10 protein-coding genes are annotated in these 14,361 nt (G+C 61.7%); 4 read left to right on the forward strand and 6 right to left on the reverse strand.

Annotated features, from left to right (window positions below; genetic code table 11):
- Window positions 1–163 precede the first annotated feature (163 nt).
- The 5 genes from rny to pheT form a co-directional block, all read right to left on the reverse strand.
- Window positions 164–1,852: a ribonuclease Y gene (gene rny, locus JKL48_RS21445; RefSeq protein ID WP_201987190.1), complete on the reverse strand. Its 1,689-nt coding sequence runs from the start codon at window positions 1,850–1,852 to the stop codon at window positions 164–166.
- 130 nt (window positions 1,853–1,982) lie between these two features.
- Window positions 1,983–2,276, reverse strand: a complete 294-nt coding sequence (locus JKL48_RS21450) for a cell division protein ZapA (RefSeq protein WP_190922794.1) — start codon at window positions 2,274–2,276, stop codon at window positions 1,983–1,985.
- Between the two features lie 39 nt (window positions 2,277–2,315).
- Window positions 2,316–2,612, reverse strand: a complete 297-nt coding sequence (locus tag JKL48_RS21455) for a hypothetical protein (RefSeq protein ID WP_201987192.1) — start codon at window positions 2,610–2,612, stop codon at window positions 2,316–2,318.
- Window positions 2,613–2,971: 359 nt separating this feature from the next.
- Entirely contained in the window at window positions 2,972–5,971 is a 3,000-nt protein-coding gene (locus tag JKL48_RS21460; RefSeq protein ID WP_236668970.1) for a M16 family metallopeptidase, read from the reverse strand.
- Window positions 5,972–6,222: 251 nt separating this feature from the next.
- Window positions 6,223–8,691 carry a phenylalanine--tRNA ligase subunit beta gene (gene pheT / locus JKL48_RS21465; protein ID WP_201987194.1) on the reverse strand — a complete coding sequence of 823 codons (2,469 nt, stop codon included), beginning with the start codon at window positions 8,689–8,691 and terminating at the stop codon, window positions 6,223–6,225.
- A 129-nt stretch (window positions 8,692–8,820) separates the two neighbouring features.
- On the opposite strand from pheT, the gene JKL48_RS21470 reads away from it, so the two are divergent.
- Genes JKL48_RS21470 through JKL48_RS21480 form a run of 3 tightly spaced genes read left to right on the forward strand, consistent with a single transcriptional unit; the run spans window position 8,821 to window position 10,817 of the window.
- On the forward strand, window positions 8,821–9,420 hold the full coding sequence (locus tag JKL48_RS21470) for a Uma2 family endonuclease (protein WP_201987196.1): 600 nt from the start codon (window positions 8,821–8,823) through the stop codon (window positions 9,418–9,420).
- Window positions 9,421–9,435: 15 nt separating this feature from the next.
- The gene (locus JKL48_RS21475; protein WP_201987198.1) at window positions 9,436–10,077 is read left to right on the forward strand and encodes a sulfite oxidase-like oxidoreductase; all 642 of its coding nucleotides are present in this window, start codon (window positions 9,436–9,438) and stop codon (window positions 10,075–10,077) included.
- The gene (locus tag JKL48_RS21480) at window positions 10,074–10,817 is read left to right on the forward strand and encodes a ferredoxin reductase (protein ID WP_317191979.1); all 744 of its coding nucleotides are present in this window, start codon (window positions 10,074–10,076) and stop codon (window positions 10,815–10,817) included. The genes JKL48_RS21475 and JKL48_RS21480 overlap by 4 nt, the downstream gene beginning before the upstream one ends.
- A gap of 154 nt (window positions 10,818–10,971) precedes the next feature.
- Here JKL48_RS21480 and JKL48_RS21485 read toward each other — a convergent pair whose 3' ends face one another.
- A complete protein-coding gene (locus tag JKL48_RS21485) occupies window positions 10,972–11,583 on the reverse strand; it encodes a DUF1684 domain-containing protein (RefSeq protein WP_201987200.1) in 612 nt (203 codons plus the stop codon).
- Window positions 11,584–11,676: 93 nt separating this feature from the next.
- On the opposite strand from JKL48_RS21485, the gene JKL48_RS21490 reads away from it, so the two are divergent.
- Window positions 11,677–14,160 (forward strand): M1 family metallopeptidase, encoded by a 2,484-nt coding sequence (locus JKL48_RS21490; RefSeq protein ID WP_201987202.1) that lies wholly within the window; start codon window positions 11,677–11,679, stop codon window positions 14,158–14,160.
- Window positions 14,161–14,361: the final 201 nt, after the last annotated feature.

Genomic DNA, 14,361 nt, shown 5'->3' on the forward strand with positions numbered 1-14,361 from the left:
TGAGAATTAGTGGCTGTTTGGGCATCGATTGACAGAATGACAAAAGACGGGTAAAAAGGGGTGAAAAGGAGCAGGAAGTTAAGCACAAAAAGCCCCCGCAACTTTTGTCGCGGGGGCTTCTTCAGTATTTATTCAACACGCCAGCTGAAGCGTGCGCTACCGCTTACTTGGCATACGCCACGGCGCGCATCTCCCGAATCACGGTGATTTTAATCTGGCCGGGGTACTGCATCTCCTTCTCGATTTTCTGCGAAATCTCGAAGCTCAGCTCAGCGGCGCGCTCGTCGGTCACGTTCTCGGCGTCCACCATCACGCGCAGCTCGCGGCCGGCCTGAATGGCGAAGCACTGATTCACGCCCTTGAATCCGTTGGCGGTTTCTTCGAGCTGCTTGAGGCGCTTGATGTAGCTTTCCATCATCTCGCGGCGGGCGCCGGGGCGCGAACCCGAAATGGCGTCGCAGGCCTGCACGAGCGGCGAAATCATGGCCGTCATCTCAATCTCGTCGTGGTGGGCGCCGATGGCATTCACCACGTCGGGGTGCTCTTTCCACTTCTTGGCCATCTCCATGCCCAGAATGGCGTGGGGCAATTCCGGCTCCTCGGTGCTCACCTTGCCGATATCGTGGAGCAGGCCGGCGCGCTTGGCTTTTTTTACGTCGAGGCCCATCTCGGCCGCCATGGTGGCGCAGAGGTTAGCTACTTCGCGGCTGTGTTGCAGCAGGTTCTGGCCGTAAGAGGAGCGGAAACGCATCCGGCCCACCATCTTAATCAGCTCCGGGTGCAGGCCGTGAATACCGAGGTCGATGATGGTTTTCTCGCCGATTTCGACGATTTCTTCCTCGATGTTCTTGCGGGTTTTGGCCACAATCTCCTCCACGCGGGCCGGGTGAATGCGGCCGTCCTTCACCAGCAAGTGCAGCGAGAGGCGGGCAATTTCGCGGCGCACCGGGTCGAAGCCCGAAATGATGATGGCCTCCGGCGTGTCGTCCACAATGATTTCAACGCCCGTAGCGGCTTCCAGCGCGCGGATGTTGCGGCCCTCGCGGCCAATGATTTTGCCTTTCACGTCGTCGCTTTCAATGTTGAAAATCGACACGCAGTTCTCAATGGCGTGCTCCGAAGCGGTGCGCTGAATGGTTTCCAGCACAATCTTCTTCGCATCCTTGGTGGCGGTCAGCTTGGCTTGGGCCACGGTGTCCTTCACGTAGGAGCTGGCCTGAATCTGGGCTTCGTTCTTGAGGCTTTCTACTAGTTGCTCGCGGGCTTCGGCGGCGGTTAGGTTGGCGATGGTTTCGAGCTGGCGCTGCACGCTGTGCAACTGCTCATCAGCCTCTTTCTGCTTGGCTTCCAGTTCAGCAATGGCCTGCTCGTGGTCGACGCGGCGTTTCTCGGCCTGGGCTTCCAGCTTGTCGCGAAGCTGTTGGGTATCGTTCTGGTTTTTCTCGCGGGCTTTTTCCAGCTCCACCTCTTTGCGTTGGAGCTGTTCGAGCTGGCGCTGAGTGGTTTCGGTGAGCATTTTGATGCTCTGTTCCTGCTCTACCACGCCCTGACGGCGCTGGGTCAACTCGCCTTCCAGCTCATTTTTGAGGCGGCGGCTTTCCTGGTCAAACTCGTTGCGCAGGGTCTTGAACTTGTTCTTCGACTGCTCCAGCCGCTCGTCGGCCTGCTTGATTTTCTCGTCGCGAAGACGGTTGCCTTTCTCCTCCGCGTCGCGGAGGATTTGTTGGGCGCGGGCCTGGGCCTCGCCCTCGTGGTCCAGCCGGGCTTTGCCGGCCAGCTGTTTACCCACCACGAAGCCCGCCACAAGGGCGGCCACCGCAGTAAGTATACAGTATAATATGATGGATGACATGTAATTATGGTTTTTGGGGGTGGGTGAAAAACCATAACCAGGTAGAACGAAGATGCCCGGGCCAGGCGGAAGCGGCCGATTGCCGCGCCGCCCAGCCGGGCCAACGAGTTGTAGGTGCCGGACGGGGGTATTACCCCGCCAGCACCACGCCGGATAGTAGCTCGTCGAAACGAGCCAGCCGTTCGGTTAGCGCCGCATCGGTGCCATCCTTTTCCTTGCTCACTTTCAATTGGTCGGCCATGGTGGCCAACGCAACCATGGCCAGCAAGTCCTGCTTGTCCTGAATGCCGTAGCCTTCCCTGAATTCGCGCAGCTTGTCGCCCAGCAGCCGCCCGGCCAGGCGCAGCCGTTCCTCATCCTGCACGTCCACGCGCATGGGATAGTCCCGGTCAGCAATACGAATTTTGATGGCTAGTTCGCTCATACGGCGATAGTTAGGCTTTGGGGGTGAGGGTCGTTCGGTTTAGTCTCTCAAATAGGCAAGACACTTGTCCAGTTCGCGGATGTATTCGTTGAGGCGCAGTTTAAGTTCGTTGGCGTGGGTGGGTTCCCCAGCTATGGTGTGTACAAGTTTAACAATATTTTCCTGGTTTTGTCGCTCCTTCAGCTGCCGGTCTTTCTCGCGCACATCGGCGCGCAGCTGCTGCACGGTGGTGTTGGCATCGGCCAGCTCCTCGCGCACCTGCTGATAGGCAGCCACTAAGGTGGTAATCTGCCGCTCCAGGCGGTCGAGTTGCGCAAGCTGTTGAGAAGAGGCCACGGGCGAATAAATTTTGCGTGAAGATAAAGCGGCGGGCCGAAAGCTACGCTTTACCCGGCACTTGCTCGCGGCTTGTGTCTCAGGTAGGTTTGGTTTTGGGAATATGACAGCTCAAATGTTGGCAGGGGATAAACGAACAACGTCCTGCTTCGACTTCGCTCAGCAGGACGTTCAATTAGTTGTTGTAGTCGTTACCGAAGCTGTTCAGGAAGTCGGCGGCGCCCGACCGCTTGTTGGTTGACGGGCGTTTGGAAGTCGTGCTGGCGACGACCGGTCGGACGCCTAGGGCGTCCGACCGGCCAACGACACACTTCCTAAACAGTTTCGTCAATAAAATTGCCAACGGCAAACGCCAACTTTTACGACTTGCCTTTCTTGGTCTTCACCTTCAATTTGCCGTCGTCGGTTTTGGTCTTGGTTTTGTCGTCGGCCACCGGCACGTCAACGGCGGCAGGGGCTGGGGCGGCGGCTACTACCGGCTTGCCTTCCATGTCCAGCTCCACCACTTCGTAGCCGAGGCCTTGCAGGGCGGGCAGTTGTTTTTTATCGCCCACCACCACGATGTACATCTTGTCGGCCGGCAGGTATTTCTTGGCGGAGGCCTGCACGTCTTCCTTGGTCAGCTTCTGCAAAATCTGGCTCTGCTCGTCCACGAAAGTGGTGGGCAGGTTGTACTCCACAATGCGGCTGAGGAAGGCGGCTTTCTGCTGGCCGGTTTCGTATTTCAGGGCGTCGCTCTGGCCCACCGAGGTTTGCACAAAGCGCAGCTCTTCGTCGGAAATGCCATTGGGGTAGTTCCGGATTTCGTTCATGAACTCCTTTACCGACGGGGCCGTGGCATCGGCACGCACGCCGGCCTGGGCCGTGAACGGCCCCACGTAGCTGGTGCCGCTGTAGCCGCTGCGGGCGCCGTAGGTGTAGCCCTTGTTTTCGCGCAGGTTCAGGTTGATGCGCGAGTTGAATGCGCCGCCCAGCAGGTAGTTGGCGAGGTAGGCCCGGTAGTATTCGCCGGTAGCATCGTAGGGCATGGCCAGGTAGCCCACCCGAATTTCCGACTGCGCGGCGCCTTCCTTGTTCACGAAATAGATGCGCGTTTTGTCGGGCTGGGTGCTGGCCAGGCCGGCCGGGATGGTCACGTCCTTCCTGGCCCAGGCCTTGAGAAAGCCCAGCTTGGGCAGGAGGCTGGCCTGGTCCACGTCGCCCACCACGGTGAGGAAGCTCACATTGGGCGCGTAGTTCTGCTGGTAAAACTGCTTCACGTCGTCGAGCGTGAGGCTGGCTACTGTGGCGGCCGTGCCGCTGCTCGCAATGCTCATCACGTCGTTCGGGCCATACAGCAGGCGGTTGTACGTCTTGTTGGCAATGGTGACGGGCTGGGTGTTCTGGTTGGCAATCAGCTCCAGGGTTTGCTTCTTCACGCGGTCAAAATCCTCGGCATCGAAGCGGGGGTGCAGCAGGCGCTGGTCGAGCAGGGCCAGCGTGGCGGACAGGTTTTTGGTCAGGCTTTGCACCGACACGGTGGTGCGGTCGTCGCCGGGCGTTACGTCCACGGTGCTGCCCAGCTTGTCCAGCGCGGCCGAAATTTCTTCGCTCGTGTATTTCTCCGAGCCTTCGTTCAGCATTTGGGCCGTGAGGTTGGCAATGCCGGCCTTGGCGGGGTTGGCCTGCTCCAGGCGGTGGCCGCCCCGAATGGTGAGCAGCATGGTCACGGCCGGAATCTCGGTGTTGCGCGTGCCAATGATTTTCAGGCCGTTGGCAAGGTCCTCGCGATACAGCGCCGGCACTTTCACCACCGGGTTGGCACCGGCGGCGGGCTGCTTGCCGCGGTCGAACGTGTCCTTGGCCTTCACGTACGTCAGGCCGCTGTACTCGTCTTTGGGCGCCTTATAGGCCGATTTGTCGACGGTGTAGTTGTCGGGCTTGGCGGCCACGGCCCCGCCGGTTTTGGGCAGCACGCTCAGTATCACGGCGTGCTTGCCTTTGAGGTACTGGTTGTACACGCGCAGCACGTCGGCCTTGGTCAGGCTCTGCAAGCGCTTGGTTTCAACGGTGATGTAGTTCGGGTTGCCGAAAAAGGTTTGGTTGGACGCCAGCTGGCTCACCTTGCCCTGCACGCTGGCCAGGCTGCTCACCGTCTGGGCTTCGGTCTGGGCTTTGAACCGCTGCAAATCCTCGTCGGTCACGCCGCGCTTCTCAAATTCGGTCATTGTGTTGCGCACAATGGTTTCGAGGCTGTCGAGGCCTTTGCCGGGAAAGGGCAGGGCAATGAACGCAAACTGGCCGCCCAGCTCCGAGTTCGCCTGGTACGCCTGGGCCTGCACCGCTTTCTGGTTCTTCACCAGGTTTTTGTAGAGCGGCGAGTTGTTGCCGTCGCCGATAATGGCGGCCAGGGCATCGAGGGGCATTTCGTCCGGGTGGCCGTGGGGCACGGTCGGGAACACCACTTGCAGCATGGGGAAGCGCACGTTGTCCTGGTAGCTCACGTAGCGGTCGGTGGCGAGCACGGGGGCCGGCAGGTGGGCCTTGGCCACGGCCGGGCCGCGCTTGATGGGGCCAAAATATTTCTCCGCCAACTTCACCACTTCGGCAGGCTTCACGTCGCCGCCCACGGTGAGGGTGGCGTTGTTGGGCCCGTACCAGCGCAGGAAAAAGTTCTTAAGGTCGTTCACATCGGAGCGGTCCAAATCTTCCAGGTAGCCGATGGTAAGCCAGGAGTAGGGGTGGCCGTAGGGGTAGAGCGTCTTGCTGATGTACTCGCTGGCCAGGCCGTAGGGCCGGTTGTCGTAGTTCTGGCCCCGCTCGTTCTTCACCGTCGAGCGCTGGATTTCAAACTTCTTCTGGCTCACGGCATCGAGCAGAAAGCCCATGCGGTCGGCTTCCAGCCACAGCCCGGTTTCGAGCTGGTTGCTGGGCAGGGTTTCGAAGTAGTTGGTGCGGTCCTGGTTGGTCGAGCCGTTGAGGGTGCCGCCGGCGGCCGTCACCAGCTTGAAGTGCTGCTGGTCGCCCACGTGGTCGGAACCCTGGAACATCATGTGCTCAAAGAAGTGCGCAAAGCCCGACTTGCCAATTTGCTCGCGGGCCGAGCCCACGTGGTAAGTTACGTCCACATGCACCAGCGGGTCGGAATGGTCCTCGCTCACAATGAGGGTCAGGCCGTTAGGTAGCACGTACTTCTCGTAGGGAATGACGAGCTGGCCGGGCTGCTTGGTCACTTTCTCAACCAATTTGGTGCCGCCGGGCGTGGTCATCAGGGCCGTGGTTTTGGCGGCCGGGGCCTTGGTGGACGGCTTCTTCTGTTGGGCGAAGCTGGCCGTGGTGAGCAGGGCCAGGCCCAGCGCAGAGAGAAAACGAAGGTTCATTCTTGAAGAAAAAGGATTGAGTGAGCGTGAGGACGGTAAACAGGCCGCAACTTACAACTTCGGCCGCATCCGGTGCGGCCACGATGGCTACGGTTGGGCTTGGGTGGCAAAGGTGCCCGCCACATCGCCAGGGTTGCTTCGAGATTACGCCCGCACCGGATAGAAATTTAAAAGCCCTGGCCCCTCTGTCATCCTGAGCGCAGCGAAAGATGACAGAGGGGCCAGGGCTTGTCAACCTGCTTCCATAAAATCTACTTCCGAATCAGGGCGCCGGCCTGCTTCTCAAACTGCTGAATGAGCTTCTGCATCACCTGGTCGATGGCCTGCTCGCTGAGGGTTTGGTTGTAGTCCTGAAGCGTGAAACTCACCGAGTACGACTTCTTGCCCGCGCCCAGGTTCTCGCCGGCGTACACGTCGAACACGTTAATGCTTTGCAGGAGCTTCTTCTCGGTGCGCCGGGCAATCTGCTGGAGCTGGTCGAAGGTCACGGAAGTATCTACCACGATGCTCAGGTCGCGGCGCACCTCGGGGAACTTGGGCAGCTCGCGGGCCACCAGCGTGGGCTTGTATTTCTTGCTCAGCGCGTCCCAATCCAGCTCCGCATACCACACCGGCTGGGTCACGTCCAGCTTCTTCAGCACCGAGGCCGACACGGCCCCGAGCTGCGCCAGCGGCTGGTTGTGCACCAGCAGCGCGAGGCCGCCGGCCAGGTACTCGTGCTGCACGGGCTGCGAGGCCGCCCCGCCGAAGCCCAGCGCCGCCAGTACCTGCTGCACCGCGCCCGCCAGGTCGTGGAAGGCCGCCTTCTCGGACTTGTGCTGCCAGGTTTCGCCGGCGGCGTTGCCGGTCAGGTAAATTACCAGCTTGTTCTTTTCCTGGTACTTGCCGTTCTCGTTCTGCGAATACACTTTGCCGAACTCGTACAGCTTGAGGTCGCGCTGGCGTCGGTTGATGTTGTGCCGAATAATCTCCAGGCCCGACTGCAGCAGCGAGGGCCGCAGTACGTTCAAGTCAACGCTGTTGTAGTTCAGAATCCGCACGAGCGCATCATTTGCCTCTCCTTCTTTCTCGAAATAAAGCGAGTTGGTGAGCGAGTTGGTCAGAATCTCCGAGAAGCCCTGGCCGCTAAGCAGCGAGGCAATTTTCACCCGTGTCACTTCCGGGTCGGGGTTCGAGAACTTGGCCAGGAACGAGGCCGAGTTGTTGGGCCGCAACGCCACGTTGTTGTAGCCGTAGATGCGCAGGATTTCCTCAATCACGTCGGCCTCGCGGGTCACGTCCACCTTGTGGGGCGGCACGGTCAGCGTCCAGGTATCCTGGTCGCCGGCGTCGGGGTTTTCTTCGGTGATTTCAATGTCGAGGTCCGTCAGAATCTGGCGGATGCGCTCGGGCGCGATGTACTGGCCCACCAGCCGCTCCACGCGGGGCAGGCGCAGGCGCACGGTGGCCGGCTGCACGGGCGCGGGGTACTCATCCACCACGGGCGCGGCGATGGTGGCGCCGGCTACTTCCTGCAGCAGCAGCGCCGCCCGTTTCAGGGCCACGGGCACCATGTTGGGGTCGGTGCCGCGCTCGAAACGGAACGAGGCGTCGGTTTTCAACTGGTGCGTCTGGGAGGTGCGGCGCACGGCAGCCGGGCTGAAATAAGCGCTTTCCAGGAACACGCGGGTGGTGCCCTCGCTCACGCCCGAGGTCTTGCCGCCGAACACGCCGGCCAGCGCCATCGGCGCGCCGTTGGCGTCGGCAATCACCAAATCTTCGGCTTTGAGGCTGCGCTCCACGCCGTCCAGCGTCACGAACTTCTCGCCCGCTTCGGCGCGCTTTACCCGAATCTGGTTGCCGGTAATCTGGTCGGCATCGAAGGCGTGCAGCGGCTGGCCCAGCTCGTGCAGCACGAAATTGGTCACATCCACCACATTATTGATGGGGGAGAGGCCGATGCTGCGCAGGCGACGCTGCAGCCACTCCGGCGACGGGCCCACCTGCACGGTTGAAAGCAGCAAGCCGGCGTAGCGGGGCGCCGCTTCCGTGTCCTCAATGGTCACGGTAATATTGGGGCGTAGTTGGTCATCAAGCACCCCTTGAATTTTACGCTGCTTCTCAAGTTTCTCGAAGCTGCTTACGTCGGGCAAATGGCAGGGCTGGCGCAGCAGGGCGCGCAGCTCGCGGGCCACGCCGTAGTGCGAGGCGGCATCGGCCCGGTTGGGCGTGAGGCCGATTTCGTACACCGTGTCGGAGCCCCGGCCGAAGTAGTCGGCGGCGGGCGTGCCGTTGGGCAGGTCGGTGTCGAGCACCATGATGCCGGCGTGCGACTGGCCCAGGCCGATTTCGTCCTCGGCGCAAATCATGCCTTCGGAGGCCGCGCCGCGGATTTTGCTTTTCTTGATTTTGAAGGGTTCGCCCTGGGCCGGGTGCAGCTCGGCGCCTTCGAGGGCCACCACCACGCGCTGGCCGGCGGCCACGTTGGGGGCGCCGCACACAATCTGGCGCGGGGTGCCGTCGCCCACGTCCACGGTGGTCAGGCTGAGCTTGTCGGCATCGGGGTGGCGCTCGCAGGTGAGCACGGTGCCCAGCACCACGCCGCGCAGCCCGCCGGGAATGCTTTCCAACTCCTCGGCGCTTTCCACTTCCAGGCCCGAGCCGGTGAGCAGGGCGCCAATTTCGGCAGCGGGTTTGTCGGTCGGAATGAGGGTTTTAAGCCAGTCGAGGGAAATACGCATTGTCAGTGAATAGTTAGCAGTGAGCAGTTATCAATGGGGCTGATAAGCGGAGCAAAGGTACGGCGCACCGCAACGGCCCGAAACGGCGCCGTTTGCGTATCTTGCTACACACCCCCTAGCGCTTTTGCCATGTACCCTAGTATTTCTGCTGACGATTACCGCGTGCTCGGAGACCCGGCCACGGGATTTAGCGACGAGGATTTCTTTCAATTCTGTCAGCGCAATCCCGATTTGCGCATCGAGCGCACGGCCAACCACGAGATTATTATTATGCCGCCCGCCGGATTTGAATCAAGTTCTGCCTCTGCTTCGTCGGTAGGCCTGCTGTTTGTATGGTTTCTGAAAAGCCGCCTGGGGCGTGTCCTCGAATCATCCGTCGGCTACACGCTGCCCGATGGAGCAGTGCTTTCGCCCGATGCCTCGTGGGTGAGCCCCGAGCGGCTGGCCACGGTGACGCCCGAGCAGCTCCAGAAATTTCCGTCGCTGTGCCCGGATTTTATCATCGAAGTAAAGTCGCCCTCCGACCGCATCCCGACCCTGCAAGCCAAGATGGAGCAGTGGCTGAACAACGGCGTGCGGCTGGGTTTTCTGCTTGATACCGAAACCGAAACGGCCTACGTGTACCGCCCTAACCATCGCGTTGAAATCGTGCAAGGCTTCGAAAACGAGCTGAGCGGCGAACCCGTACTATCCGGTTTTCGGCTTGATTTGCGGGAAATAAAAGCTTAACGTCTTCGCTGTCTTATGCCCTTCGTCAACAAAGGCTTCCACGCCAAGCGGCCCACCGAGGGCGGCCACAAGCTGCCGCCCGGCCAGTATGAAACCCAAGATTTCCCGGTGCTCACGGCCGGGCCCACGCCGCGCATTCCGCCGGTGAACTGGGAGTTTCGGCTCGAAGGATTGGTGGAACAGCCTGCCAAGTGGAGCTGGAACGAGTTTAACGCCCTGCCGATGCAGAGTTTCAACCCCGACATTCACTGCGTCACGAAGTGGTCGAAGTTCGACACCAAGTGGCGCGGCGTCAGCCTCGATACCTTGCTGGAACACGTGCAGCTCAAGGCCGAAGCGCAGTTCGTGATGGCCTTTTCCTACGGTGGCTACACCACCAACCTGCCGCTGGCCGACCTGCGCGACGGCCAGGCTTTCATCGGCCTCGAATACGACGGCAAGCCGCTGGCGGCTGAACACGGCGGCCCGGCGCGGCTGGTGGTGCCGCACCTCTACTTCTGGAAAAGCGCCAAGTGGGTGCAGGGCCTGCGTTTCATGGCCGAAAACGAGCCCGGCTTTTGGGAAGACAACGGCTACAGCATGCGCGGCGACCCGTGGAAAGAGGAGCGTTACCGCAGCGACGACGAGGATGCCTCCACCAGCAGCTTCCGCCTGTGAGCCGGCTGCTGGATTGGCAGCTGGCCACCGTCACCGCCATTCAGCCCGAAACGCCTCGCGCCAAGACCTTCGTTCTCAGCCTGCCGCAGTTCACGCCTCACCGCGCCGGCCAGCACTACGACCTGCGCCTCACGGCTCCCGACGGCTACCAGGCCGAGCGCAGCTATTCCATTGCCTCGCCCCCGGAGCAGACCGGCGAAATCGAGCTGACCGTGGAGTTGATTGACGAGGGCGAGGTATCGGGCTATCTTTTCGATGGTGTGGCCGTGGGCGACCAGCTGGAGCTGCGCGGCCCCATTGGCGGCTATTTTGTGTGGCCGGCCGGGCCGCCCGAGTCGCCGTTGCTGCTGGTGGCCGGCGGCTCGGGCGTGGTGCCGCTGATGGCCATGCTCCGCCACCGCCAGCGCGCCGGTCTGCGCAATCCGGCCGCGCTGCTGTTCAGTGTGCGCACGCCGGAAGAAGTAATTTATCAGCAGGAATTGGAAGCACTGGCGGCGGCCGACCCGAATTTCAAGCTGCGCATTACCTACACCCGCCAGGCGCCGCCCGGCTGGGCCGGCTACCACCGCCGCCTCGATGCTGGCATGCTGGCCGAGGCCGTGGCGCTCTTGCCCGGCCCGCCGCAGTGCTACGTGTGCGGCCCCACGGGCCTGGTCGAAAGCGCGGCCACGCTGCTGCAAGCGCAGGGGCTGCCGGATGTGGCTATTCGCACGGAGCGGTTCGGGCCGACGGGCGGGTAAACAGAACGTCCTGCTGAGCGCAGCCGAAGCATCTCTACCGCTTCGTTAGGCTCCTCTCTCCGCGGGAGAGGGGCCGGGGGTGAGGTTCCGCGTTAGGCGAAGCGGTAGAGATGCTTCGGCTGCGCTCAGCAGGACGTTCTTATTGAATCGTTTTTCAGTCATGGAACGACTTTTCGCCGGCTGGAATTGCTACCTGCAACCGGTTTTCGGCGGGCGGGACCGGGCAGCTGTATTCGTTGTTGTAGGCGCAGTAGGGATTGTAGGCGCGGTTGAAATCCAGGGTAATTTTAGTCGCGTCGGATTCGGGCAGGGGCACGTCGAGGTAGCGGCCGCCGCCGTAGGTTTCGTGGCCGTTGGTGAGGTCGGTGAAGGGAATGAAGAGCGTGGAATCGCGGCCGGTGGCGGAGAGGTAGATGCTGAGCCGCTGCGGCTGGTTGGCCACGGTAAAGGTGGCCTGGCCCCAGTGCAGGTACTTTTCGGCCCGGTTGGCGCTCATCTGAATGAGCAGGGTGTCGGGGTGGAGGCTGCGCGTTACGGTGGCTTCGAGCGCGAAGGCCAAGTCGGCCGGATAGTAGCTCAGGCTGTCGAATACCGATTTTTGAGTGGTTGCCAGCGGCGAATTGGGGGCCTGCCGAAAAGAGCGGTTTTTCTCACTGCGAAACTGGTGCAGCTGGCTGAGATACACTTTTGCATCGGGCTTGCTGCCGCTTAGTGAATAGACAATGACGCCGATGATGGCGGCGGCTATCAGGACTTTCTGTATCATACCGGCGCTTTTTTTGAAAAGGTAGCCAACCCGGGCGAGTCCGGGCGCATCATTCGCTGCTATTGCTGCTTTCTTTCCACCTGTGTTTGCCTTATGCAAAAATGCATTCTGCTGATTTTGTTGCTGAACCGCGTCTTCCTGGCGCTGGCGCAGCACCCTGCCGCTGCGCCTTACCGCGCTACTGCCCGGCAAGTAAACGACTTAGTTCACACCAAGCTGGAGGTGCGGTTCGATTACGCCAAACGCTACCTCTATGGCGAGGCCGAGCTGACGCTGAAGCCGCATGGCGTTGCTGCCGATTCGCTGCGGCTCGACGCCCAGGGCATGGATATTCTTTCCGTAGGCACCCTGGCGGAGGATAAGGCAATCATGAACCGTGAGCTTATCTTTTCGTTGCCATTTGCCTACGACAAGCGCACGCTGAAAATAGGCTTGGGAAAACGGATACCCGCCGGCCAGCCTTACACCGTCTACATTTCCTATATCGCCAAGCCGGATGAATTGAACGCCAAAGGCAGCGACGCCATCGGCGACGCCAAGGGCCTGTATTTCATCAACCCCGACAGCGCCGTGGCGGGCAAGCCGGTGCAAATATGGACGCAGGGCGAGACGGAATCGAATTCTGCCTGGTTCCCGACCATCGACAAGCCCAACCAGAAAACGACCACCGAAATCAGCCTGACCGTGCCCAGCAAGTACGTCACGCTGAGCAACGGCCACATGGCCAGCAGCACGCCCGCCGGCCCCGGCCTGCGCACCGATACCTGGCGAATGAACGAGCCCTGCGCGCCTTACCTGGTGATGCTGGCCGTGGGCGACTTCCGCATCACAAAAGATAGTTGGCGCGGCAAGGAGGTGAGCTACTACCTCGAACCGCAGTACGCGGCCCAGGCCCGCGCCATTTTCGGCCGGACGCCCGCGATGCTGGCGTTTTTCTCGCAACGCCTCGGCGTGGAGTTTCCGTGGAGCAAGTACAGCCAGATTGTGTGCCGCGACTACGTGGCCGGCGCCATGGAAAATACCACGGCCTCGCTGTTTGGCGAGCAGGCCCAGGGCACGGCCCGCGAGCTGCTCGACTGGGAATACGCCGGCGTGGAGCGCGAAATTGCCCACGAGCTATTCCACCACTGGTTCGGCGACTACGTGACCTGCGAAAGCTGGAGCAACCTGACGGTCAATGAGTCATTCGCCAATTTCAGCGAAGTGCTGTGGGCCGAGCACGCCCACGGCGCCGATGCCGGCGAGGAGCAGGCCGACCGCAGCCGCCGCACCTACCTCCGCCGCTCTGCTAACCATGCCCTGCCGCTGGTGCGCTTCCGGTATGCCGACAAGGAGGACATGTTCGACAACGTGACGTACCAGAAGGGCGGCAGCATCCTGAACATGCTGCGCGCCGAGCTGGGCGAGGACGTGTTTTTCAAGGGCTTGCAGCGCTACCTCACCCAGAACGCCTTCGGCACCGGCGAGCCGCACCAGCTGCGGCTGGCGCTGGAAGACGCCTCGGGCCGGGACCTGAACTGGTTTTTCAACCAATGGTACTACGGCGCCGGCCACCCCGTCGTGACCATCGACTACCAGTGGGATGCCGCCCGCCAGCGCGAAGCCGTGGTGGTGCGCCAGACGCAGGCCGGTACGCCGTTCGTGCTGCCCCTGCAAGTCGACGTGTACGCCAACGGCCGCGCCCGGCGCTACCCCGCCACCCTGCGCCACGCCGCCGACACGCTATACTTCCCAGCCCCGACAAGGCCTGACTTGGTGAACGTGGACGCCGAAAAAGTAACGCTCTGGCAGAAGCAGGACCGCAAAACGCTAGCCGAATTTGCCTACCAGTTCCGCCACGCCCCGCGCTACCTCGACCGCCGCGAAGCCCTGACCGCCGCCCAAGCCCAGGCGGCCGACCAAGTGGCGCGGCAAATGCTGGTGGATGGTCTGGTCGATAAATCGGCCGCGCTCCGGCAGCTGGCCGTCGAAATGCTCGACCTCCGTAATGCCGCTCTGCGGAAAGCTGCTGCGCCTGTGCTGGCAAAGCTGGCTGCCACCGACTCGTCGGTGCAGGTGCGGGCTGCTGCTCTTACGGCGCTGGGCGGGCTCAAGGAAAAGCGCTACGCCAAGCTATTTACGCAGGCGCTTGCGAGCCAGTCGTACCGCGTGCAGGCGGCGGCGCTTCGGGCGCTGCTGCCGCTCGCTCCGGCCGAGGCGCTGGCCTGCGCCACGGCCTTCGAAGCCGATAACAAAGGTGCCCTGACGGCGGCGCTGGTGCATGTGTACGGCCAGGCGGGCGGCCCGGCGCAGTGGCCGCTGATGGTGGCCAAATACGACGCGGCCGATACCCAGGGCCGCTTCGATATGCTGGACGGCTTGGTCGGAATCCTCGGCCGCCTTGATGACCCGGCGGCGCTGGAGCAGGGCATCACCCGCATCCGTGACCTGACGGTGAAATTCAACCGCTACGTGGATGCCAGCCGCATTGTGGGGCGGCTGCGGCAGGTGCAACAGCGCCAGGCGTCGCGGTCCAATGCGACGCTGGCGGCCGGTTTGGTGGACCAAGCAGCAGCTGCCATTGAGGCGGCGAAGTAGCGCCCTCATGTGTAAACTGGAATGGCTGTTATCTATAGAATCTGCATTTATTTTTAGGACTTACGCAGTTGCAGCCCCAGCGGGGCGCCATCTCGATAGTAACTGGCTGATGTTGGGGAGAAAACCCCAGCGGGGCGACACTCGGTTGAGTGCTTGGCGAGTGTCGCCCCGCCGGGGCTTTACCATTGCATAATGAATAAC

It is taken from the genome of Hymenobacter rubidus (assembly GCF_016734815.1).
Taxonomy (GTDB): Bacteria; Bacteroidota; Bacteroidia; order Cytophagales; family Hymenobacteraceae; genus Hymenobacter; species Hymenobacter rubidus.

What these genes read in the sequence shown, in the direction of transcription:
- rny (WP_201987190.1), bottom strand. Translation starts at nt 1,852, where the DNA reads ATGTCATCCATCATATTATACTGTATACTTACTGCGGTGGCCGCCCTT.
- JKL48_RS21450 (WP_190922794.1), bottom strand. Translation starts at nt 2,276, where the DNA reads ATGAGCGAACTAGCCATCAAAATTCGTATTGCTGACCGGGACTATCCC.
- JKL48_RS21460 (WP_236668970.1), bottom strand. Translation starts at nt 5,971, where the DNA reads ATGAACCTTCGTTTTCTCTCTGCGCTGGGCCTGGCCCTGCTCACCACG.
- pheT (WP_201987194.1), bottom strand. Translation starts at nt 8,691, where the DNA reads ATGCGTATTTCCCTCGACTGGCTTAAAACCCTCATTCCGACCGACAAA.
- JKL48_RS21470 (WP_201987196.1), top strand. Translation starts at nt 8,821, where the DNA reads ATGTACCCTAGTATTTCTGCTGACGATTACCGCGTGCTCGGAGACCCG.
- JKL48_RS21475 (WP_201987198.1), top strand. Translation starts at nt 9,436, where the DNA reads ATGCCCTTCGTCAACAAAGGCTTCCACGCCAAGCGGCCCACCGAGGGC.
- JKL48_RS21485 (WP_201987200.1), bottom strand. Translation starts at nt 11,583, where the DNA reads ATGATACAGAAAGTCCTGATAGCCGCCGCCATCATCGGCGTCATTGTC.
- JKL48_RS21490 (WP_201987202.1), top strand. Translation starts at nt 11,677, where the DNA reads ATGCAAAAATGCATTCTGCTGATTTTGTTGCTGAACCGCGTCTTCCTG.